17 protein-coding genes are annotated in these 21,887 nt (G+C 62.7%); 10 read left to right on the top strand and 7 right to left on the bottom strand.

The features are described 5' to 3' along the window. Nucleotides 1–321 precede the first annotated feature (321 nt). Nucleotides 322–2,646, bottom strand: a complete 2,325-nt coding sequence (locus J2X37_RS14435) for an arylsulfatase (protein ID WP_310022585.1) — start codon at nucleotides 2,644–2,646, stop codon at nucleotides 322–324. Then, complete coding sequence (locus J2X37_RS14430) at nucleotides 2,639–3,391, bottom strand: helix-turn-helix domain-containing protein (protein ID WP_310022583.1); 753 nt, start codon at nucleotides 3,389–3,391, stop codon at nucleotides 2,639–2,641. The genes J2X37_RS14435 and J2X37_RS14430 overlap by 8 nt, the downstream gene beginning before the upstream one ends. A 432-nt stretch (nucleotides 3,392–3,823) precedes the next feature. On the opposite strand from J2X37_RS14430, the gene J2X37_RS14425 reads away from it, so the two are divergent. The 10 genes from J2X37_RS14425 to J2X37_RS14380 all read left to right on the top strand — a co-directional run bounded on the left by J2X37_RS14425 (nucleotide 3,824) and on the right by J2X37_RS14380 (nucleotide 16,229). Continuing rightward, nucleotides 3,824–6,316: a TonB-dependent receptor domain-containing protein gene (locus J2X37_RS14425; RefSeq protein ID WP_310022581.1), complete on the top strand. Its 2,493-nt coding sequence runs from the start codon at nucleotides 3,824–3,826 to the stop codon at nucleotides 6,314–6,316. A 247-nt stretch (nucleotides 6,317–6,563) separates the two neighbouring features. Next, on the top strand, nucleotides 6,564–7,916 hold the full coding sequence (locus J2X37_RS14420) for an amidohydrolase family protein (RefSeq protein ID WP_310022579.1): 1,353 nt from the start codon (nucleotides 6,564–6,566) through the stop codon (nucleotides 7,914–7,916). Nucleotides 7,917–8,166: 250 nt separating this feature from the next. Next, nucleotides 8,167–9,120, top strand: coding sequence for a nitronate monooxygenase (locus tag J2X37_RS14415; protein WP_310022576.1), 954 nt, complete (start codon nucleotides 8,167–8,169; stop codon nucleotides 9,118–9,120). Beyond that, nucleotides 9,117–9,965 carry a MaoC family dehydratase N-terminal domain-containing protein gene (locus J2X37_RS14410; RefSeq protein WP_310022574.1) on the top strand — a complete coding sequence of 283 codons (849 nt, stop codon included), beginning with the start codon at nucleotides 9,117–9,119 and terminating at the stop codon, nucleotides 9,963–9,965. Before J2X37_RS14415 ends, J2X37_RS14410 begins: the two co-directional genes overlap by 4 nt. Before the next feature lie 47 nt (nucleotides 9,966–10,012). Beyond that, nucleotides 10,013–10,876: an SDR family oxidoreductase gene (locus tag J2X37_RS14405; RefSeq protein ID WP_310022572.1), complete on the top strand. Its 864-nt coding sequence runs from the start codon at nucleotides 10,013–10,015 to the stop codon at nucleotides 10,874–10,876. 11 nt (nucleotides 10,877–10,887) lie between these two features. After that, nucleotides 10,888–11,367 carry a nuclear transport factor 2 family protein gene (locus J2X37_RS14400; protein WP_310022570.1) on the top strand — a complete coding sequence of 160 codons (480 nt, stop codon included), beginning with the start codon at nucleotides 10,888–10,890 and terminating at the stop codon, nucleotides 11,365–11,367. After that, nucleotides 11,364–12,251 carry an alpha/beta hydrolase gene (locus tag J2X37_RS14395; protein ID WP_310022568.1) on the top strand — a complete coding sequence of 296 codons (888 nt, stop codon included), beginning with the start codon at nucleotides 11,364–11,366 and terminating at the stop codon, nucleotides 12,249–12,251. Before J2X37_RS14400 ends, J2X37_RS14395 begins: the two co-directional genes overlap by 4 nt. Before the next feature lie 137 nt (nucleotides 12,252–12,388). Beyond that, nucleotides 12,389–13,900 (top strand): class I adenylate-forming enzyme family protein, encoded by a 1,512-nt coding sequence (locus tag J2X37_RS14390; RefSeq protein ID WP_310022566.1) that lies wholly within the window; start codon nucleotides 12,389–12,391, stop codon nucleotides 13,898–13,900. Between the two features lie 29 nt (nucleotides 13,901–13,929). Continuing rightward, nucleotides 13,930–15,357, top strand: coding sequence for an MFS transporter (locus tag J2X37_RS14385; protein WP_310022564.1), 1,428 nt, complete (start codon nucleotides 13,930–13,932; stop codon nucleotides 15,355–15,357). A gap of 71 nt (nucleotides 15,358–15,428) precedes the next feature. Continuing rightward, complete coding sequence (locus tag J2X37_RS14380; RefSeq protein ID WP_310022562.1) at nucleotides 15,429–16,229, top strand: crotonase/enoyl-CoA hydratase family protein; 801 nt, start codon at nucleotides 15,429–15,431, stop codon at nucleotides 16,227–16,229. Nucleotides 16,230–16,290: 61 nt separating this feature from the next. On the opposite strand, the gene J2X37_RS14375 is transcribed toward J2X37_RS14380, so the two are convergent. The 5 genes from J2X37_RS14375 to J2X37_RS14355 form a co-directional block, all read right to left on the bottom strand. Further along, nucleotides 16,291–17,094 (bottom strand): SDR family oxidoreductase, encoded by an 804-nt coding sequence (locus tag J2X37_RS14375; RefSeq protein WP_310022561.1) that lies wholly within the window; start codon nucleotides 17,092–17,094, stop codon nucleotides 16,291–16,293. 108 nt (nucleotides 17,095–17,202) lie between these two features. Then, nucleotides 17,203–17,958, bottom strand: a complete 756-nt coding sequence (locus J2X37_RS14370; protein ID WP_310022559.1) for a glucose 1-dehydrogenase — start codon at nucleotides 17,956–17,958, stop codon at nucleotides 17,203–17,205. A gap of 53 nt (nucleotides 17,959–18,011) precedes the next feature. Further along, complete coding sequence (locus J2X37_RS14365) at nucleotides 18,012–19,316, bottom strand: acyl-CoA dehydrogenase family protein (RefSeq protein ID WP_310022557.1); 1,305 nt, start codon at nucleotides 19,314–19,316, stop codon at nucleotides 18,012–18,014. 30 nt (nucleotides 19,317–19,346) lie between these two features. After that, complete coding sequence (locus J2X37_RS14360) at nucleotides 19,347–20,390, bottom strand: phosphotransferase family protein (RefSeq protein ID WP_310022555.1); 1,044 nt, start codon at nucleotides 20,388–20,390, stop codon at nucleotides 19,347–19,349. Further along, on the bottom strand, nucleotides 20,387–21,847 hold the full coding sequence (locus J2X37_RS14355; protein WP_310022553.1) for an aldehyde dehydrogenase family protein: 1,461 nt from the start codon (nucleotides 21,845–21,847) through the stop codon (nucleotides 20,387–20,389). Before J2X37_RS14355 ends, J2X37_RS14360 begins: the two co-directional genes overlap by 4 nt. Nucleotides 21,848–21,887: the final 40 nt, after the last annotated feature.

Raw genomic sequence — 21,887 nt, 5'->3', positions numbered from 1 at the left:
AGCCTTCGGCATTCAATTCGGCCGCAGTTCGAACCCCGGCGTCGACCGAGGCACGATCCCAGCTGATCGCGCAATTCTACACGCGCGACATGTTGCGCGGGCAGCTCGGCTGCGATGGCGCGCTGCCTTATAGCTCGAGCGGGCTCGGACCGCCTAAGCCAACAAGTTTGTTCCGTGATGGGCCGGCCCGGTCGATGCATCGGGGCCGGAACGCGGGCAAGATGAGGGCATGGTCGCCGGAGCCGACCTTACCCGCCGCGACGAAAAAGCCACGGACCGCGCAGGCGATCCGGGGCTCTCGATTGCCGCAAGGGCCGGGGGCTAGTCGATGGTCAGCGCGACATGATCGATCTTGCCGGTGAAGCGGCCCTGGAAGCTGTCGTAGTCAGTGACCGGCACGCCGGTATCGCGGCCGACGTCGAAATTCTCGCCAAGACCGGCCGTGCGAACGATGGTCTTGTCGATCCGCCCGCTGCCGATGACCTTGCCGTTGGCGGTGATCGTGACCGTGCCGCCCGATCGGACGCCTCCGTCTGACTTGAAGCCGAAGACGATCTTCGCCTTGCCCGCGGGAACGGCCTGGGTTGCAGCGATGCGGGTGATGTCGGAAGGTTTGGTCGAGAATGCGTGCACGACGGTCGGCACGCCATCGTCCATCAGGAAGCTCCAGCCCGCGAAGTGGCTGCCATCGGCCACGATCACGCCCGAAGTCTGGCCGGAGTCCAGCACGACATCGGCATCCACCGTAAAGCTGCGACCCGCATAGTTGGGCGACCCGTTGTAAGCGATATAGGTATCGGCGGCCCAGAAATCGTAGCGCTGGCTTTTCATCGAGCCGCGCTTGGACCAAGGCCTGCGCGCACCGCTGAAGCGGCTGTCGAGGGGGTAGACGTTGTTGGCCAGCGCCTCGCGGTGGAAGGTCGCCTTCAGCTCCTCAAGCTTTGCGGGATATTTTTCGGCAAGATTGGTTGCCTGCCCGAAGTCCTTGTCGAGATTGTAGAGTTCCCACTTGCCTTCGTAGCCTTCGGGCGGAACGTCGGCCCAGGGAACGCGGCCGTCGTCGCGATTGGCGAACCAGCCGTCTTGGTAAATGCCCAGCTTTCCGCCCATCTCGAAATACTGGGTTCGCGGGGCATTGCCGTTGCAGGTCTTGAGCGTGCTGAGCAGGCTCTGCCCGTTGATCGGCTTCTGATCGAACCCGTTCACCTGGGTGGGGGCAGGAATGCCGACGGCTTCATAGACAGTCGGTGCGATATCGACGAGGTGGCCGAAGCGATTGCAGATCGAACCCTCGTTCGCTTCGCGCCCGCGCCATGACATGACCATGCCGTTGCGCACGCCGCCAAGATACGAAGCATTCTGTTTGACCCAGCGCAGCGGCGTGACCATTGCCCAGGCCCAGCCGACCGGATAGTTCTCGTAGGTCTTGGGGCCGCCCATTTCGGGGATCTGGCTGTGCAGCCACTCGGCCCCTTCCTCGATCCTGTTGGCCAGCGAGCCGATCTCGCTGAGCGTGCCCTCGGGCCCGCCTTCGCCGCTCGCTCCATTATCGCCTTCGACGAAGATGATCAGAGTGTTGTCGAGCTGGCCCATGCGATCGAGTTCGTCGATGATCCGGCCGAACTGCGCGTCCTGGTAGGCCAGCGCGCCCGCCGCCACTTCCATCATGCGCGAGGCATATTCCTTTTGCCTCGGGTCCAGCGAATCCCAGGCCGGAATTTCCGCCGGGCGGGGTGTCAGCTTGGTACCTTTGGGGACAACGCCCTGGGCCAGCTGGCGGCGCAGGGTTTCCTCGCGCATCTTGTCCCAGCCCTGGTTGAACTGGCCCTTGTAGCGATCGATCCATGCGCGCGGCGCCTGGTGCGGCGCATGCAGCGTGCCGGGCGCATAATACATGAAGAACGGCTTGTCGGCGGCTGCGGCCTTCTGATTGTGGATCCAGCGGATCGCATCGTCGGCCAGGCGCTTGTCGGTGGGATCGGTGTCCCCTGCGGTCATCTCGAGCTGATCGGTGCCGCGGTACAGCGTCGGGGTATACTGGTCGGTGTCGCCGCCGACCCAGCCGTAGAAATACTGGAAGCCGAGGCCCGTGGGCCAATGGTCGAACGGTCCAGCGGCCGTCGCGTCTTCCTTCAGCGTATTATGGTGCTTCCCGAACATGGCGGTGGAAAAGCCGTTCATCGACAGGACGCGCGCCATGGTCGCGGTGTCGTTCGAAATTTCCCCGCGATAGCCGGGAAAGCCGGTGACGAGGTCCGAGAGGTAGCCGTTGCCGGTCGCATGGTGATTGCGCCCGGTCAGCAGCGCCGCGCGCGAGGGCGAGCAGATGCCTGTCGTGTGGAAGCGGTTGTAGCGGACGCCGTCTTTGGCCAGCCGATCCAGCACCGGCGTGGCGACCGGGCCGCCAAAGGCGCTGGCGGTGGCAAAGCCGACGTCATCGGTCATGACCACAATCACATTGGGTGCCCCTGCGGGAGCGGTGACCCGGAACGGTTCGTCGGGAACCGAATTCTCCACACGCTCCGCGATGGTCCCCTTATAATCACCGGCGCGGATGGGCAAAATCGTGCGATCGGGTGTCTGCGCCACGGCGGTCTGTGCAATCAGCAGGCTGGCGCACCCGGCGAGCAGGGTTCGTTTAAGCATCGGTCATCCTCGTCGTTGGCATTTTGAAATCGACCGGGCTGGACAGCACCCCGGTCGTCGTTACCCGGGCGCTGGCACTTGCGTCCGGTGATGAGAGCAGCACCGCGTGTGCGGCGAGCAAGGCGACATCGACCTTCGTTTCCCAGTCCGGATAGGGGGACCCGTCGCCGAAGCTCCCGACGGGGGGAGACATCAGCGCATTGAGATAGCAGAGCGTGGATTGCTGCATGCGATAGCGGAAGATCGCGGCGGGCATGCCGACCGCTTCCTGCAGCAATCCGGCGATGTACATCGTGATGGGCGCGACTTCGACGACGAGCGGGTGATACTTGTCGTAGCGATCGGCGGCCATGATCTGGTGCAGCAGCGAGGCATAGGCGAAGACGCCGGCATCGCCCTTGCGCGAGAGCGGGCGTAGGCAGATGTCGTGCAACCGGCGTGCGTCGGGCTCGCCGCCGCTTGCCATCAGTGCGGACATCGCCCTTGCGCGCTCCTGCTCGAATTCCAGCGCGCGCTTCCGGATGATGCCGCAGACAAGGCCATCCTTGTCGGCAAAGTGATACTGGACGGCGGAGCTGTTCGCCTGGCCGGCCTCCACCGCGATGCGGCGCAATGAAACGCGATCGATACCCGCTTCGGCAAAGAGCCTCTCGGCAATTTTGAGGATGGTGGCCCGCGTCTGCCGCGAATCGCGCCGTTCCCCGATACCCGGCGCGCCGTGGCGGCCGGTTCTATCTTTGATCACGCGCGGCAACGACTTTTGCATGCAGACGTCTTAAATCACGGCAGTGCCTTTGCCGAACTATTCGTCGAGTGAATTTGCGGCGGTTAAGTGGAAAGGCTCCTAAAACTTGGCGAGCGACAAAGGTTCAATTTAAGCCAGCTGGACGAAGTCTACCTCCACAACAGGTTTTTGCAGCAATGCTAATTTCGGTCGGACATACGGGAATATTCGCCGTCATATTGCCAGCCAACGGTTCGATTGCGGCAGGGCGAATTTTTATAAGCCTTTCGAACCAGTTACCCCAGACGGCTCGTAGAAATCCTGTAACGTTTCCAGCCTAAACTAGGAGCTACCGCGAGGTGCATTGCGGCCAATATCCCTTCAATCGTTCGTTTCAGGGATTGGTTCGCCGGTCGTGGTCGACCTAGCCTTCCTCAAAGCGTGCAAGGGAGCATGCTGACAGCAACCCATGAATCGGGTGCGTTAAAGGGAGGGAACATGCCTAGATCGACACCATCGCTGCGTTCGATTTTCATGGCCGGCACTGGCTGCGTAATGGCTATCGCTGCCAGTCCGGCTATTGCCCAGCAGGCCGGGACAACCGATCCGGAAGTAAGCGTAGAGCGCCCCGGAGCGCCGATCCAGCAGCAGGCTGAGGCGGAAGCCGGGAAAAATGTTGGCGGGCTCGAGGAAATCGTCGTGACCGCACGCCGTTCGGCCGAGCGCGCGCAAGACGTGCCGATCGCGATCACCACGGTCACCGCCAACGACCTGACCAAGCTGTCCGTGCGCGACGTGATCGAAATCCAGAAAATGACTCCCGGCCTTTACATGAATTCACAGAACAGTTCGGGCCGCGTGAAAATCACCATCCGCGGACAGAGTGAGGCGGACAACCGGCTGACGACGGACCCCTCGGTCGGCGTCTATATCGATGGGGTGAATTACGCCCGCACCTACGGCTTGCGCTCCGCCTTCGTCGACCTAGCGCAGGTCGAGGTTCTCAAGGGTCCGCAAGGCACCCTGTTCGGCAAGAACACGACCGGCGGCGCAATCAATATCACGACGCAGCACCCCAAGTACGAAGCGGGCGGCTATGTCGACATGCTTTACGGCAGCTACAACAATATGCAGGCGGTTGCCGTGCTGAACGTGCCGCTCGTAACTGACAAGCTGGCGATGCGTGCTGTCGGGCAGGTCGTTTCGCGCGACGGTTATGGTACGCAAGGCGATGGGCGTGACATCGGCGACGACAGGGTTGTGAATGGCCGCCTGTTGCTGCGCGCCGATCCGGCGGACAACGTGCGCATCCTTCTGTCGGGCGACTATGTCAGGCAGCGCAACAACGGCACCAACGTCATCCTGACTTATGATGCCATGCTGGCTAACGGCAATATTGCTGGCGGGGCGCTTGGCGAGGTTGCCTATGAACTCGGGCTCGACCCCGCTTCGGCCGCCGACCGCTTGGTCGCCTATGGCGTCTGGCGGAGCTATTTTGACGACTACCAGGGCAAGGATGGTCTTCACCAGAGCGGGTATGCGCGCGACCCCCGCGGCATTTACGACAATGTCGATCACTGGGGAACTTCGGCCGATATCGCCGTGGACATTGGCGATGTGACGGTGAAGTCGATCACTTCATATCGCGATCTCGACCGCAACTATGTCCAGGATCTCGACGGAACCCCCTTCCTGATCCTGCCCACCAACCTTGGCACCGAGGCCATCAATTTCAGCCAGGAGATCCAGGTCTCCGCCATTGATGGCGAAGGGATCGATTGGCAGGTCGGCGGTTATTACAACCGTGAGAGTGGGACCGAATTCTCGGCCTCCGAACCGAGCGCCAACGTTGGCCGCGGCCAATCCAGCATCGCGGAAACCTACAGCCTCAACAAGAGCCTTGCCGGGTATGGCCAGGTTGTGGTCAATTTCTCTGAGCGGTTCCGCATGACCGGCGGGCTTCGCTATACTGACGACTATCGCGGCATCGATTCGCGCAGTCGCCGTGATCCAACCCTTTCGATTGCCGACAACCCGGCCGCGACAGGCGTCTGTCGGCAGCTTGCAGTCGCGGCAGGCGGGCCCGTCTATCCGAACTGCACATACAAGACCGATGTCAGCTTTCAGGAACTCACTTGGCTTATCAGTGCTGACTTCAAGCCGACGCCGGACACGCTGATCTATGGGTCGGTCAACAAGGGCTATCGCGCGGGGGGCTTTACCGCGCAAGGTATTGCCGGACCCTACGCGACTCTCGCCGCGCTGGAGGCCGCGGCGACCCCGTTCGAGCCAGAGAAAGTTATTGCCTACGAGACGGGTTTCAAGGTCGATGTTCTGGGACGCAAACTTCGCGTCAACGGCGCTGCCTATTATCAAGACTATACCAACATCCAGCAGCAGATCCGCGACCTGATCCAGGGGCAGCCGGTCACGCTTATCCGCAATGCGGCAGCAGCTACGTTGTGGGGCGGCGAACTTGAAATCATTGCCGCGCCAACCCCGACGACCGACCTGAACTTCGGTCTGGCCTATCTCAATGCCAATTACGACGAGTACATCGCGCGTGATTCGAGCGGCAATGAGATCGATCTTTCCGGGCAGCCTTTCCCAGCACCGGAATGGACTTTCAACATTGGCGGTACGCAGTCGCTCGCCCTGGACGATGGCGAACTACGCCTGAGCGTCAACTACAGTTGGGCGGACGACGTGGCCTTCCGGACGGATGCGACCGACTTGGCAACGGTCAGTCAAAAAGCCTTCGGTCTGCTCGATGCGCGCCTGACCTGGGTCATCGATTCGCAGGACTTGGAAGTCTCGGTCTTCGGCAAAAACCTCACCAACGAGCGCTATCGCCAAGCCGCCACGAACCTCGAATCTCTGGGATACAACATAGCCTTCCCCGGCGATCCCCGGGTGTTTGGCATACAAGCCCGCAAGAATTTTTGACCGATTGGCTGGGGCGGCGCCGACGCGCCGTTACCAGCTTTTCGCACCCGGAGTTCGTGGCGTTTCAGTTACATACCGCGGTGCAGAATGAAATCTCCAGCAGTTTCTGGGTAAAATATAGCATTTTTTCAACAGGGTCTTGCCATATAACTGACGAACCATTATTTATTGCATCAAGGCGATAGGGCGATTCCGTTCGATGGTCGCCAAAGTTGCACCAGATCCCGAGGAGAGGATTCTTATGGCCATGAATATGGAAGACATGATCATCGCGAGCGTCGACGATCACGTCATCGAACCGCCCACTATGTTTGATCAGCACCTGCCCAAGGAGCTGCGTAAGTTTGCCCCCCAGTACGTAACCGACGAGCTCGGCAACGCTTCCTGGTACTGGGAGCACGAGGACAAGCGTACTTTCGCTGTCGGCCTCAATGCCGTCGTCGGCCGCCCGAAGGAAGAGTACGGGATGGAGCCGATGAACATCGACCAGATGCGCAAGGGCGTCTGGGATGCCGATGCGCACATCGACGATATGAACGCCATGGGCCAGATGACCGCCCTCATGTTCCCGACTTTCGCCGGTTTCGACGGCGGATGGTTCTGGGACGCGAAGGACAAGGAAAACTGCAAGCGCGTGATGAGCGCCTACAACGACTGGCACATCGATGAGTGGTGCGGGCCGCACAAGGGTCGCTATTTCCGCGGTGCGATCCTGCCGTTGTGGGATATGGAAGCTACGATCACCGAAGCCAGGCGGGTCATCGCCAAGGGTGTCGAAACCTTTTTCTTCCCCGCCAATCCGGCAGCGCGAAATCGCCTGCCTTCCGTGCACAACGAATACTTCGAGCCGTTGTGGAAATTGTGCGACGAGCATGGTATTCCGCTGTCGTGTCATATCGGCACCGGTGCCGCGCCCGAGGCGAATTCCGATGAATCGCCGATCTCGGCATGGATCACGGCAATGCCGATCGCGATCGCCACAGACGCATCGGACCTGCTGCACCTTAACGCGCTGCAGCGTTATCCCAACCTCAAAATCGCCCTTTCCGAAGGCGGTATCGGCTGGGTGCCCTATATGCTCGAGCGCGCGGACTTTACCCACAAGCATCACGGCCCGTGGGTGCGCATGGATTTCGGCGGCAAGCTTCCCTCCGAGATTTTCCGCGAGCACTTCCTGACCTGCTTCATCGACGACCGTTTCGGTTGCGAAAACTACAAGGCCGTGGGCGAGGACATTATCGCATATGAATGCGACTATCCGCACTCCGACTGCACTTGGCCTTTCGTCCCCGAGGATCTGTGGGACAACGTCAAGGACATGCCGGCCAATGTGATCGACAAGGTCACTCACGCAAACGCGTACCGCTTCTACAACATGGATCCTGTGGCAATGTTCGGCCGCGAAAACTGCACCGTAGGTGCCCTGCGGGCGAAGGCCGGCCATGTTGACGTCGGCGCTGTTTCATTAGGCGGCAAAGACGCCCGCGAACATGGCGAGGACGGCCGCGCCATCACCTCAGGCCAAGTTGCCAAGACCTTCGTTCCGCGCACCGCCGGTGAGGTCAACGAGAGCCGCCGCAGGCGCAAGGGTCTCGCCTGATAGGATCCGTCCCTCCTTAGGGCGGGACGAACCGGCAAACAAAAGGGCCCCTGGGGATTTCCGGGGGCCTTTTCATGCCTGACGTTCCTCCTGCCGGTCCCACGTCAATGCTGCCGCAAATGGGGCATGTCTGGGTGATTATGCGCTAATTCCCCCCTGCGCCATCGGTTCTGGTATGGGGTGGGCGATTGTCGGACGGAGGCGGGATGGCCAAGATAGAGTGCATGGATAGAACGCGCGGTTGCCCGGCATGACCCTGGATGAACTGAAAGCCCGGCTGCGCCTGCCGGTCGTGTGTGCGCCAATGTTCCTCGTTTCCGGTCCGGAGCTGCTGATCGCGGCGTCGAGAGCCGGGATCCTTGGTTCGCTGCCTGCCGCCAACGCGCGGACCAGCGATGAGCTGGAGGAATGGCTGATCGCCATAGAGGAAGCCCTGGCCGATGGGGGCGACCGGCATCCCTATGCCATCAACCTCATCGTGCGCAGTGCCGATTCGCCCCGTTTCGCCGGCGAACTTGCACTGATCGAGCGATTTCGCCCGCCCGTCGTCATCACCTCGGTCGGCAAGCCCGGCGCGGTGGTGGAGCGGGTGCACACCTATGGTGGGCTGGTTTTCCACGATGTCGCGACCATGCGGCACGCCGAGAAGGCGATTGAAGGCGGCGTGGACGGCCTGGTCCTGCTGACGGCAGGGGCTGGGGGGCACACCGGCACGGCCAATCCCTTTGCCTTCGTCCCGCAGGTTCGGCGCATCTTCGATGGGGCGATTCTGCTGGCGGGCGGCATCGGCGACGGGCGTGCCGTACGTGCCGTCGAAGTGCTTGGCGCGGACTTCGCGTATGTTGGCACCCGTTTCGCTGCCAGCAAGGAATCGCGGGCAAGCGGGCAATACAAGGACCTGTTGGTCAGTCAGCAGATGGCCGACGTTATAACGACCGACCGGATTTCGGGCATGAGCGCGACTTTCCTGCGCGGCTCCATGGAAAGGGTGGGGCTCGACCCCGACGATCTTCCCCCGCGCGCGGGATTGCTGAAGCCGACGATCCCGGAAGATATCAAGGCATGGCGCGACGTTTGGAGCGGCGGCCACGGCACCGGCCTAATTGAAGACATACCCTCCGTGCCGCAGATCGTGCAGCGGATGGAGGCGGATTACCAGGCGGCGACAGGCATTGCCCGTACCCGGGCACAGGACCAAAGATGACGAACGAACAAGTGCTCGAACGCCACGTTGGGCGAGAGGCAATTTTGGCTGACGTGGTCGATCCCGAACGCATGGAGCGCCTTGCCGCCCTGCTCGACAAACGTTGGACCTCGGCCGATCCGATCCCGCCGCTCGGCCATTTCCTGCTGTTTCGTCCCGCCGAGCTCCAGTCGCGCATCGGACCGGACGGGCACCCCTTGCGCGATCCGGAAGGCATGCTTCCTGCCATCGATCTCCCGCGCCGGATGTGGGCGGGCAGCCGCATCCGCTTCGTCGGCGACATGTGCCCGGGCACGGTGGTCACGCGCAAGTCCAGGCTGCAATCGGCGGTGCCCAAGTTTGGCAAGACCGGATCGATGGTGTTCTGCACCGTCACGCACGAGATCCGCGACGAGGCCGGCAACCTGCTTATCGCCGAGGAACAGGACATCGTCTACCGCGAGGCTCATGCGGGGCCTGATCTCGCGGCCCGTCCCACCGTGCCCGCCAACTTCGTGCCTTCGCATACCGCGACCATCATGGCCGATCCGGTCATGTTGTTTCGCTACAGCGGGCTGACCTTCAATTCGCACCGCATCCATTACGATCGGGAATATGCCGCCCGGGAAGAGGGCTATCAGGGGCTCGTCGTGCACGGGCCTTACCTCGCCACGATGCTGTTCGATCACTTGCGCAAAGTCGCGGGCGGGCGTCGCATCGCCGAATTCGCCTTTCGGGCGGTTTCGCCCAGCTTCGATGGCGAGGAACTGACGCTCGGTGCCCTTGTCGATGGCGACCGCGTAAATCTCTCGATCGCCAATCCGTCGGGATTGGGCATGACCGGAAGCGCGAAGCTCGCCGACTGACCGGGCGTTTTGGGGGATGCGGCCTCAATCGCTGCATTGCGGTAATTGTGGCCGCGCCCGCGCCTGCCCAAGCCATGCACATCCATAACGGGAGACAGGCAGTGACAGACCGCACGAACCGGATCGAAGCCGGCAGCGTCGCGTTAGTGACGGGGGCCAGCCAGGGCATCGGCGAAGCGATCGGACGGCGTCTTGCCCGCGACGGCTGGCATGTCATCCTGACGGCGCGACGCAAGGAAAAGCTCGACGCCGTGGTCGCCGCGATCGAGGACGAGGGCGGCACTGCCGAGGCGGTCGTCCTCGACATCCGCGATGCAGACGCCATCCACGAAACCGTCACTGAGGCCGGCAGCCGCCATGGCCGGCTCGACGGGCTGGTCAACAATGCGGGGCGCTTTTCGGGGCGCGACATCCTTAGCACCTCGCTCGAGGAGTTCCGTCTCAACTTCACCATGAACGTCGAGGCGCCATTCCTGGCAATGAAGGCCGCGCTTCCTTTCATGATCGCACGTGGCGCTGGTTCCATCGTCAATATCGGCTCGGTCTCGGGGCTGCGTGCGACGGAGAACACCAGCGGCTACGGTTCTTCCAAGGCCGGCCTGTTCCATCTTGGCGCGATCGCCGCGATGGAAGTGGGCAAGCACGGGATCCGCGTAAACACCGTGACGCCCGGCAGCACGTGGTCACCAAGTTTCGCAAAATCGGTGGAAGGCAGGAGCGAGGACGAGTTGGCGGCGATGCAGAAATCGGGAACGATCCTGGGACGCTTCGGCATGCCCGAAGAGATCGCCGATGCAGTAGCGTTCCTGCTTTCGGACGAGGGCCGCTTCGTCACCGGCGCGAACCTTCCGGTCGACGGCGGGGCCTACTGGTTCCGCGGCGGCAACCGCATGGTCGGCAAGCGGGTCTGAGGAGAAGGAATATGCCGAGCAGATTCGAAGACGAGATGGCAATCCGCGCGCTTGTTTCTGCCTATGCCGACGCGGTGAACAGGCGCGATGCTGAAGGCATGGCCGCGGTACTCGCTTCTGACGGCATCATTGAGAAGCCAGGCTACGGCGATCCGGTGCAGGGGCGCGACAAGATATTGAAGCGCTATCGCCGGCTGCAGCGGGAGCGCGAATTTCTGTGTCAGCAGATCCACAGCGGTGTGGTCCACGTCGACGGCGACAGGGCGAGCGCGCGCTGGTGGTTTTCGGAAACCAAGCTCGCTGTCGGCGGCGAAAACTGGCTGACGATGGTCGGCGTCTATCAGGACGAGTGTGTGCGCCTGCCGGAAGGCTGGCGTTTCTCGCGCCGCGTGCAGACCACGGTTATGGAGCGTATCCTGGTTGGCGGAATGCAGGTGACCATCCACGATCTTCCCGAATTCGCGAACATGCCGGGGCTGCCCGCGCTATGACTGCCGCGCAAGTTCCCGCATCGCCGGACTGGTTTGCCCGGGCCCTGGCGCACGAACCCGAAGGCGGGTTCGTCACCGTGGAAAATGCAAGGGTGGAATGGGCCGCGTGGGGTGAGCGCGGCAAGCCGGGCCTGCTCCTCCTCATCGGCAACGGTGCGCATATTGGCTGGTACCGACATATCGCGCCGATCCTGGCTGACGACTACCGCGTCGCGACTTTTGCGTGGACGGGCATGGGCCGGTCCGACCGCCGCGAACGATATGTCCCCGACACGCTGGTGGCCGAGGCGCTGGCCGTGGCAGAAGTGGCCGGGCTCTACGAAGCGGCCATGCTGCCTTTCATGGCGGCACACAGTTTCGGCGGCTTTGTCGGCATGCATGTCCTCTCGCGTCACGGAGAGCGTTTTTCAGGCGGTGTTTTGGTCGATTCGCGGCTGCGCGTGCGCCAGTCTTGGGGCGGCGATGCCGAGCAGGTTGGGCCGTTTCACGTACACCCCACGCGAGAACAGGCGATCGCCCGCTTCCGCCTGAAGCCGGATCAGCCGGAGATGCACCCCTTCATACTGACCATGCTGGCCGAGGAATCGGTCGTGCAAGTAACCGACGGCTGGCACTTCCGGCAGGATCCCGACATGCGTCGCAAGACGCCGATCGGCGACAACCTCTTGCCGCTGATCGCCAAGGCGAAATGCCCGCTGGCCTTCATGCGGGGCGAATGTTCGGTCAGCGTCAACGACGAGATATGGGCCGAGCAGAAAGCTTATGCACCGCACGGCACTCCTTTTCTGGAAGTGCCCGATGCGCATCATCACCTGATGCTGGACCAGCCCATCGCTTTCATCACCGGCCTTCGCGCCTTGCTGCTGGGCTTTCGGGGCCGCTGAATTGATCGTCGCATGGCCGCTTGCGACATGCACTGCACCCTGCTGGCGCGGCCCTGTTCCCGATCTAGGGAAGATGGCCTTTTATTGGCGCGGTTCGGAATTGGATGCCGGTGCGGCCCTCGTTCAAGGAAGGGTTCATGACTGAACACACCGAAGAGACGCTCGCCCAACGGATTGAGGCGGTCCTCGCGCTCGACCCCGCTGCAACCGCTGTCGAATACCAGGGCAGCGCGATCAGCTGGGCCGAACTCGAGGCCGCCGCCGACGATGTCGAGCGCCTTCTCGAGGAAGCCGGTGTCGAGCGCGAGGCGCCTGTCGGATGGGCGGCGCGCAATCGACCCACCGCCGTTGCCACGTTCATCGCGCTCGTGCGCGCCGGGCGCATGGTCGTGCCGCTTCGCCCGGCTTATAACGTCGCCAGTTTCCGCGAAGACATCCTCGCACAGAAGCTGAAAGCCGTGATCGGCGATCCAGACGACTGGTCGGACGAAGGCGTTGTGGAGGCCGCCAAGACAGCAGGCAGCGTCGGCGTAGAGGTGTCGCACTATCCATTCAAAGTCCGTCTGGTTCCCGGGCTGGAAAGGCCCGGATCGGGTCCGCACCGCGATCCCATGCCCGACTACGTGCTCGAGCGCCTGACCAGCGGCACGACCGGCGCGCCGAAGCGCATCCCGGTCAAGCAGGACATCCTGATCCCCTCCCTTTCGGCGGGAGACCAGAACAAGCAGGATGAATCGAAGGAGCTGACCCTCAAGACGTCGCCCGCGCTGCTGTTCAAGCCGTTCAGCCACGCAGGCGGCCTGTTCGGCCTACTGTTCTCGCTTTACCAAGCGCGTCCGATCGTCCTTTTTGAGAAGTTCAACGTTCCCGAATGGGTCGACGCAGTGGCTAAGTACAGGCCCAAGGCGGCCAGCCTCGTGCCCGCGATGATCCGCATGGTCCTTGACGCCGACGTGCCGCCCGAAAAGCTCGACAGCCTGATCGCCATTCGATCAGGCACCGCCCCACTCGAAATCGACGTGCAGGAACGTTTCGAAAGCCGTTTCGATTGCGCGATCCTCGTCGACTATGGCGCGGCGGAATTCATCGGCGGCCTGGCCGGCTGGACGCTGAAGGACCACAAGCAGTATTCCAAGGACAAGCGCGGAAGTGTCGGTCGGGCCAAGAGCGACGTGAAGATCCGCGTGGTCGACCAGCAGAGCTTCGAGCCATGTCATGCCGATGAGATCGGCATCGTCGAAGTCAAGTCGGAGCGCTACGGGCCGGACTGGATCCGCACCAACGACCTAGCCCGTATCGATGCCGACGGCTTCATCTTCCTAGAGGGCCGAGCCGACGACGCGATCAACCGTGGCGGCTTCAAGGTTCTGCCCGAGGAGGTGGCGCAGGTTCTGCGCAAGCATCCAGGCATCGCCGACGCCGCCGTCGTCGGGATGAAGGACGAACGTCTCGGCCAGGTTCCCATCGCCGCCATCGAACTGGCCGAGGGCAGGACTGAAGCGCCGGCTAAGGAGGAACTGGACGCGTTCCTCAAGCAAACGCTGCCGTCGTACATGGTCCCCGTCGAATATCGCGTGCTCGACGAACTGCCGCGCACCATCTCGATGAAGGTCAGTCGGCCCGAGCTGAAGGCTCTGCTCGGCATCTGATCGGCATTCCTGAGGACGGAGGGGCTGACTTGCCTGATGGCGCGGACAAGGGGGGGGGGCCTTCGCGCGCGCGGGGCAGGCTCTTTTCGTCCGATCGTCTGATCCCGGTCGTCATTGCCAGCGCGCTGTTTATGGACCTCATGGACACGGCATCGCTGGCGCTGGCGCTGCCGACCATCGCTCGCGATTTCGCGATTTCAACGACGGACCTGCGCATCGCGCTCACCGTCTATGCGATGACGGTGGCGGTAATCGTTCCGGCATCGGCCTGGGTCGCGGGGCGGTTCGGCGCGCGGCGGGTATTCGTTTGCGCGATGATCGTCTTCGTGACGGGATCAATACTCTGCGGGCTATCGGACAACCTCGAACAAATGGTTGCAGCGCGCGTGCTGCAGGGCATGGGCGGCGCCATGATGACCCCTGTGGGCCGCGCTATTATGGTGGGATCGATCGACCGATCATCGATGGTCAAGGCGATGGCGTGGTTTACCATGCCCGCGATCCTCGCGCCGATGCTCGGCCCTCCCCTTGCCGGCGTCCTGATCGAGACAGCAAGTTGGCGATGGATCTTCTTCATCAACCTGCCCGTTGGCTTGCTCGGCATCGTCGCAATTCTGCGCTTCGTACCCAGTGTTGCACCCGAACCGCGCCGCAATTTCGATTTGCTGGGCTTTGTGCTTTGTGCAGGCAGCGTGCTGGCCATCCTGGGCGTGCTTGAAAGCGGCCTCTTGTCCGGCCATTCGCTGCCGGTGCGCATCGCGGGCGTGTTGGGGGCGGTGACGCTCGTCGTCGTCTATGTCCGGCAGGCGCTGCGCTCGCACCATCCGCTGATCGACCTGCGCGTGCTGCGACACAGGACGCTGGGCCTCAACCTCGCGTCGGGCGGACTTCAGCGCGTCGGTATCGGGGCAATCACGATCATGCTGCCGATGCAGCTTCAGGTGGCGCTTGGCTTCTCTCCCTTGGCGGCGAGCCAGGTTCCCGCTGCGGGTGCGATCGGATCACTGTTTTCGCGCTTTGCCTGCCCGCCGGTTCTCCGCCTCATCGGCTTCAAACCGACCATGGTGGCGAGCGCATTGGTCCTTGGCGCCTTGACCTTGGTGCCGATCGCGTTTCGGTCGGAAACGCCGCTCGTGGTGATGTCGGTATTCATGATCGGCTTCGCCGTGGTGCGCGCATCCTTCTTTATGTCGGGCAATTCGTTGTCCTACGCCGATGTCGAGGGGGCAGAGATCGGCCACGCATCAGTGCTGTTTTCGATCACGCAGCAGGTGACGCTGGGCCTTGGCTATACGCTGGGTGGCGCGTTGATCGCGGGCGCCGGCGGGGCGCGGGAAATCGGTTCGTACGCCGTTGGCTACGGGGCGATGGCTTTCGTCTCGATTGTCGCGGCTCTCATCGTCATGCGCCTGCCCCGCAACGTGGGCGAGGACATGCGACGCGAGGCTTCGGCATGAAGCCCATCGCCATTTCTTCCCGTTCAGGCAGCATCTGTGGCATGCGCGTCGGCAAATTCTAGGAGTAGACAATGTCCGATCTGATCAAACTCGAAAAGGAGGGCACTATCGCTGTTCTCACCCTGACGCGCCCCGATGCGATGAACGCGCTGGGGGAAGAAGGCGACGGCGAGGCGGTGGCCGCCGTCTGTGCCGAACTGGTGGCGGACCGCACGATCCGCGCCGCGATCCTGACGGGCGAGGGCCGGGCTTTTTCCGCCGGCGGCAACGTCAAGGCGATGCTGGCGGGCGAGGGCAACTTCGCGGGCAATCCCGCCATGGTGCGCGAAGGCTATCGCGGCAACATCCACAAGGCGCTGCGGGCGCTTTACGCGCTCGACATTCCGCTGATCGCGGCCGTCAATGGCCCGGCGATCGGCCTCGGCTGCGATCTTGCCTGCCTTGCCGACATCCGCCTCGCATCGACTAGGTCGTCGTTCGGCGTGACCTTCCTCAAGGTCGGTATAATTCCAGGCGATGGCGGGACATGGATTTTGCCGCGTATCATCGGGATGAGCCGGGCGGCAGAGCTGTTCTACACCGGCCGGGTGATCAAGCCCGAACAGGCGATGGAATGGGGCCTCGTGTCGCGCGTGGTTGAACCTGAAGTGTTGATGGACGAGGCGCGGTCATTAGCCACCGAGATCGCCGCGCAGCCGCCCTACCAGCTTCGCGCCACTAAGACGCTGCTGCGCCAGGGGCAGAGCATCAGCTACGACACCGCGCTGGAAATGGCGGCATCGACGCAGGGCCTGATGCACCATACCCAGGATCACAAGGAAGGTGCGCGCGCTGTTCTCGAGAGGCGCGCGGCGAAATTCACGGGCGAATGAAATCCGTCGCGGTGGGGCAAATCAGGGCGGTATCCGCCACGGTGCTCCGTTCCGATCAGAATCAGACGGGCGGCACCAGGCGATAGCCGCCACTCGCCTCGATCCACTGGCCGGTCACCCACTCTGCTTCAGGTGAAGCGAGATAGCAGGCGAGGCTGGCGATATCCTCGGGCTGGCCGAACCGCTTCATCGCGGTCAGCTCGCTGACGCGGGCGGCGAATTCGGGGACGGTCAGCATGTGCGCCGTGTTGTCGGTGCGGGTATAGCCCGGTGAAACGACATTGGCGGTAATGCCGTACTGGCCCAGTTCCACGGCGAGCGAGCGGGTCATCGCCAGCAGCGCAGCCTTCGACATGGCGTATGCGCCGTTGAGCGCCCCCGGACGGTCTGCCGCGCTCGATCCGATCGAGACGATCCGCCCGCCCTGCGTCATCCGCTTGGCCCCTTCGGCGGCGGCGAACAGCGCGCCCTTGGCATTGATGGCCATGACGCGGTCGTAGGCATGCTCGAAGATCTCGGTCAGCGGTGCGGCGGACGTGACGCCCGCATTGTTGATCAGCACATCCAGCCGGTTGTCCCCGAGCAGTTCTTCGCTCGTCACGTCCCACGCCTTCCACATGGCGTCGATATCCGACGTTTCGGCAAGATCTGCCTGGATGGTGAAGGCGATCCCGCCCTTGTCGACGATCTCGCTGGCGACCTCCTGCGCATCATGGCTGCGGTTGCGATAGACGATGGCGACGGTCGCCCCCTCCGCGCCGAGGCGGCGGGCGATGGCGGCACCGATGCCGCGGCTGGCCCCGGTGACGAGGGCGCGCCTGCCTTCGAACCGGCCGGGAATGATAGTGTTGGATCCGTTGTTCATTGCATGTCTCCGAATACGGGGACGGGTCTAGCGCATCCGATCCGAACAGCGCCCATACGGACGCTGCGCGATCAGGCCCGCGATCACCGGAATGCAGGCTGTCGCCGGCTAGAGGCGTCCCCCGTCAATCCGCAGGTTGGCGCCCGTGGTGAAGGCGGAATAGTCGCTGGCGTAATACAGCGCGGCAGTCACGATCTCGCGCGGGTCCGCGACGCGACCCATTGCGGCGCGCTTGCGCACCTTTTCCGGGTCCGACCAGTGGCGCGAGATGTCGGTGGCAAAGGCGCCTGGCGCAATCACGTTCACGCGAACGCCTTGAGCGGCATATTCCATCGCCACTCCGACGCTGATCGCATTGAGCGCCGCCTTCGCGCCCGCATAGGCGGAAACGGACGGCTGGGGGCGTATGGCCGAAAGGCTGGAGACGTTGATGATGCTGCCCCCGCCTGCGTCGGCCATGGCCTTTGCAACCAGTGCGGTAAGGCGGAAAGGCCCTTTGAAATTGACGTCGACGACCTTGTCGAACAACCCTTCCTCGAGGTCTGCCGAGCATGGCGAGGCGGGCGACATTCCCGCGTTGTTGATCAGAACGTCGATCCGGCCGAATTCGGCCATTGCAGAGCTTACCAAGCTATCGATTTCGTCCCAGTTGCCGACATGGCAAGCGATCGCCATCGCGCGGCGGCCCATGGCGCGGATCATGTGCGCCACTTCCTCGCAGACCTCGATCTTGCGACTGGCCACGATCACGTCTGCACCGGCTGCCGCGAATGCCAGGCTCATGGCGCGACCCATGCCGCGGCTGCCGCCCGTGACCAGTACCACCTTGCCGGTCATGTCGAACAATTCGGATGGTGCGGGCATTGTGTCCGCGTCCATCCCGGCAAAAGGGTTGTCGCTGGTATCGACAGGCGGGGTCACGCCAAAGCCTCTTCGTCCAATTCCAGGTAGACGCGCAACTTCTGCATCGCGGCGCCCTTGCGGCCGGGAATATGTGCCGTCGGGAAGAGACCGTCTGCCGGTTTCACGCCCTTCAGCAGCCGCTTGGCGAGCTTTATCTCGTGAACCTCGGTCGGTCCGTCGACTAACCCCTGCGCCGCAGCTTTTATCCAGTACTGACCCAGCGGAAGTTCGTTCGAAATGCCCAGTGATCCGTGCAACTGAATCGCGCGACCGACGATGTCGCGCAGGATCTTGGGGCTCATGATCTTTGCCGATCCGATGCCGATCTGGCCGGCCTCCTTGTCGCCTTGATCGATCGACCATGCCGCGTGAAGGACCAGCAGACGGAACTGCAAAAGCTCGACGTAGGTATTGGCGATCGACTGCATGGTCGACTGCTTCTTCGCCAGAAGCGATCCCTGCGTATGTCGGCTGACGGCACGTTCTTTCATCATCTCGTAGGCCTTGGTCGCCGCCCCCAGGGTGCGCATCGCATGGTGGATGCGCCCGCCGCCCAAGCGAACCTGGGACACCTCGAACGCCTTACCTTCGTCGCCAAGCATGTTTTCAGCCGGGACGCGGACGTTGTCGTAGTGGATGAAGGCATGCGCACCGTCCTCAGGTCTTTCGCCAGCAAGGCCGGTGTTGCGGACGATCTTGAAGCCGGGCGTTCCTTGCGGCACGAGAAACATCGAGAAGCGGTCCGATGCCGGGGCATCGGGCGCGGTCACGGCCATCACTATCATGAATGATGCCCATCGCGCCTGCGAACTGTACCATTTGTAGCCGTTGATGACCCAGTCGTCGCCATCCTTGACCGCGGTGGTTGCGAACACGCGCGGGTCCGATCCGCCTTGCGGCTCGGTCATCGAATAGCACGAGGTTATATCGCCCTGCAGCAGCGGCTGGAGATACTTCGCCTTCTGTTCCTCCGTCCCGAAATGCGCGAGGATTTCGGCATTGCCGCTGTCGGGTGCCTGGCATCCGAAAACGCGCGGGCCCCAGTTCGTGCCGCCCAGAATTTCGTTCATCAGCGCAAGCTTCACCTGACCGTAGCCCTGGCCGCCCAGATCGGGGGTCAGATGGCATGCCCACAGGCCCTGTTCCTTGACCCGCTGCTGCAACGGCCGCACCGCAGCCATGGCGCGCCTGTCGGTCACATTGTGATGGTGGCCCGGTTCGTCAAAGACAAGGTCGAGCGGCTCGACTTCCTCGGCAACGAATTGCTTCATCCAGTCCAGCTTGTCCTGGAACTCGGGCTCGGTCGAAAAATCCCACATTTGGACGCTTTCCTCTCTCGCTTTTTCTGGTCACCCCTCGCGGTCGATCAGCCGCACCGCCTGCGTAAGCAGTTCCGGAACGCGCGTCCGGAACGCACCATGTCTTTCGTTGTCTGATTGCCCACGCACGTGTCGCGCAAAGCTGCCTTCCAGGATCACGGCAAGGCGGAAGAGCGCCAATGCCATGTAAAAGGGAAGTGCCGACACGTCGCGCCCGCTGGCCATGGCGTAGCGCTCTGCCGCATCGGCCCGGCTGCGCATGGCTGTCCAGTCAATGTAAGACGCCCATGTCGGGCCGCTCGTCTCGTCCTCCCAGCTGGACAGCAGGTGGCCGAGGTCCAGCAGCGGATCGCCGATGGTGGCCAGTTCCCAATCGATCACGGCCGCAACGCGCGCCGGCACGTCCGGCGCGATCATGACATTGGCGAAACTGTAGTCGCCGTGCATGAGACCGGGCGTCGAAACCGAAGGCCGGTTGGCGCGCAGCCATGGCACAAGCTGATCGAGATCGGGCAAGTCGCGTACGCGGTTGCGCTCAAACTGGGAAAGCCAACGATCCACCTGCCGGTCGATAAAGCCCTCCGGCTTGCCAAAATCGCTAAGCCCCGCTTCGTGCCAGTCCACCCGCGCAATGCTTGCCAGCGCATCTATCACCGCATCGCCCAATGCGCGACGATTGGCAGGATCGTTCGCAAAGGGACCAGGCATCGGGTCTCGCGGGGTGAACCCGCTGATCCATTGCATGACGAGGAACGGCCCGCCGATAACGTCAGAATCCATCGTGCCCTCGATCAGCCGCGCGCATGGCACGTCGGTCTGTTTGAGAGCGCGCATCAGCCTCAGTTCACGCGCGAGATCATGCGACGTCCTGTCGTTGGAAACAGCCGGCGGGCGGCGCAAGGCGAACTGCCTGTCTCCGCGCGTCACGCGCATAAGGCTGTTGCTTGCCCCGCCCGAAACCCGTTCCAGCGTGAGGGACAGCGACGGCCCGCCCAGCTCCCGGTCGAACCACGAACGCAGGGGCTCTGGGTCGGCAACCAGCGCCTCGTCGCTCAGCCGGGTCGAAACGATCACGCCGCGTGGAACGAGATTGCGTTGGCGTTGGTGAACTCGATCAGGCCTTCGATGCCGTTTTCGCGGCCAAAGCCCGAACGGAGGTTGCCGCCGAACGGTTCGTCAGAAAGCTGGGTGCCAGCACCTCCGTTGATTGCGCAGCGGCCGGTGTGGATCTGCTGGGCCATTTCATAGGCGCGGCCCACGTCCTTCGAATGGAAATAGCAGGCCAGCGCGAACTCGCTATCGTTGGCAAGCTCGATCGCTTCCTCATCGGTATCGTAGCCGATGACGCAGGCGATCGGGCCGAAAATCTCCTCCTGCGCAATCTGCGACTTGTTGTCGACGTCGTCGAAGAAGGTCGGTTCGAAATAGAAGCCTTTGTCGAGATGGGCAGGCTTCTTGCCGCCCGACATCAGCTTGGCGCCGGAATCGATGCCGATCTGGGTGTACTTCTCGGCGCGCTCCTGCGCGACCTTGCGGATCATCGGGCCCATTTCGGTGGAAGCATCGGCGGGGTTGCCGATGACGACTTTTGCTGCCTCTTCCTTGAGACGCGCGACATATTCGCCACGGATCGAGTTGTGGACCAGCTGACGGGTGTTGAGCGCGCAGCCCTGGCCGCAGTGCGAGGTAAAGCCGCGCAGGCCCTGGTTGACCGCGGCGTCGAGGTTGGCATCAGGTCGAACAATCATCGCCGACTTGCCACCCAGTTCAAGGATGAGGCGCTTCAGCGTCGGCGCGGCCTGTTGCATGATTGCAGCGCCGACCGTGTCCGAACCGGTGAAGGTGATCAGGTTGATGCGCTTGTCCGAGGTGAGGAACTGGCTGACTTCGAGCCCGCCGGTCATGACATTGAACACACCCTTGGGCAGCCCGGCTTCGTGGGCGATGTCGCCGAACAGCGTGGCCGCGAACGGAGTATATGGCGAGGGCTTGAGGATGACCGTGTTGCCCATCAGCAAGGCCGGCACCGACTTTACTAGGTTCAGCATGAAAGGGTAGTTGTAGGGGGTGATCACGCTGACCACGCCCACAGGGTCATAGCGCACGACGCTGGTGCCCAGGATCGATCCGGTCACTTCGGGCCGGCTCATCTTGGTGAGATCCTCTGCCGCACGCTCCGTGTAATAGCGGAAGTGCTTCATGCCGGTCTGCCACTGGGCGCCGTTGGCAAGCGAATAAGTCGCGCCTGCTTCGGCGATGAGGAGCGGCACGATCTGGTCCTTGCGTGCTTCGAGCGCGGCGTAGAACTTCTTCATGTAGTCGATCCGCTCGTAGCGGGTCAGCTTGGGCCAGGGGCCGTGGCGAAACGCATCGTAGGCTGCCGCAACCGCGTCTTCCGCATTCTCCATCGAACCGAGCGGAGCCTTGCCGATGATTTCCTCGGTCGCGGGATTGATGACGTCTTCGGTACCCGCGCCGCCATCGACGAACTCGCCGCCGATATAAAGCCTGGTCTGGAGATTGAGGGTCATGAGATTTGTCCTTCTTTTCGATGTTCTGGCAGGGCTGTGG

Source organism: Croceicoccus sp. BE223 (assembly GCF_031457155.1).
In the GTDB taxonomy this organism is placed as follows: domain Bacteria; phylum Pseudomonadota; class Alphaproteobacteria; order Sphingomonadales; family Sphingomonadaceae; genus Croceicoccus.
This window is presented reverse-complemented; position numbering and strand designations above follow the sequence as displayed.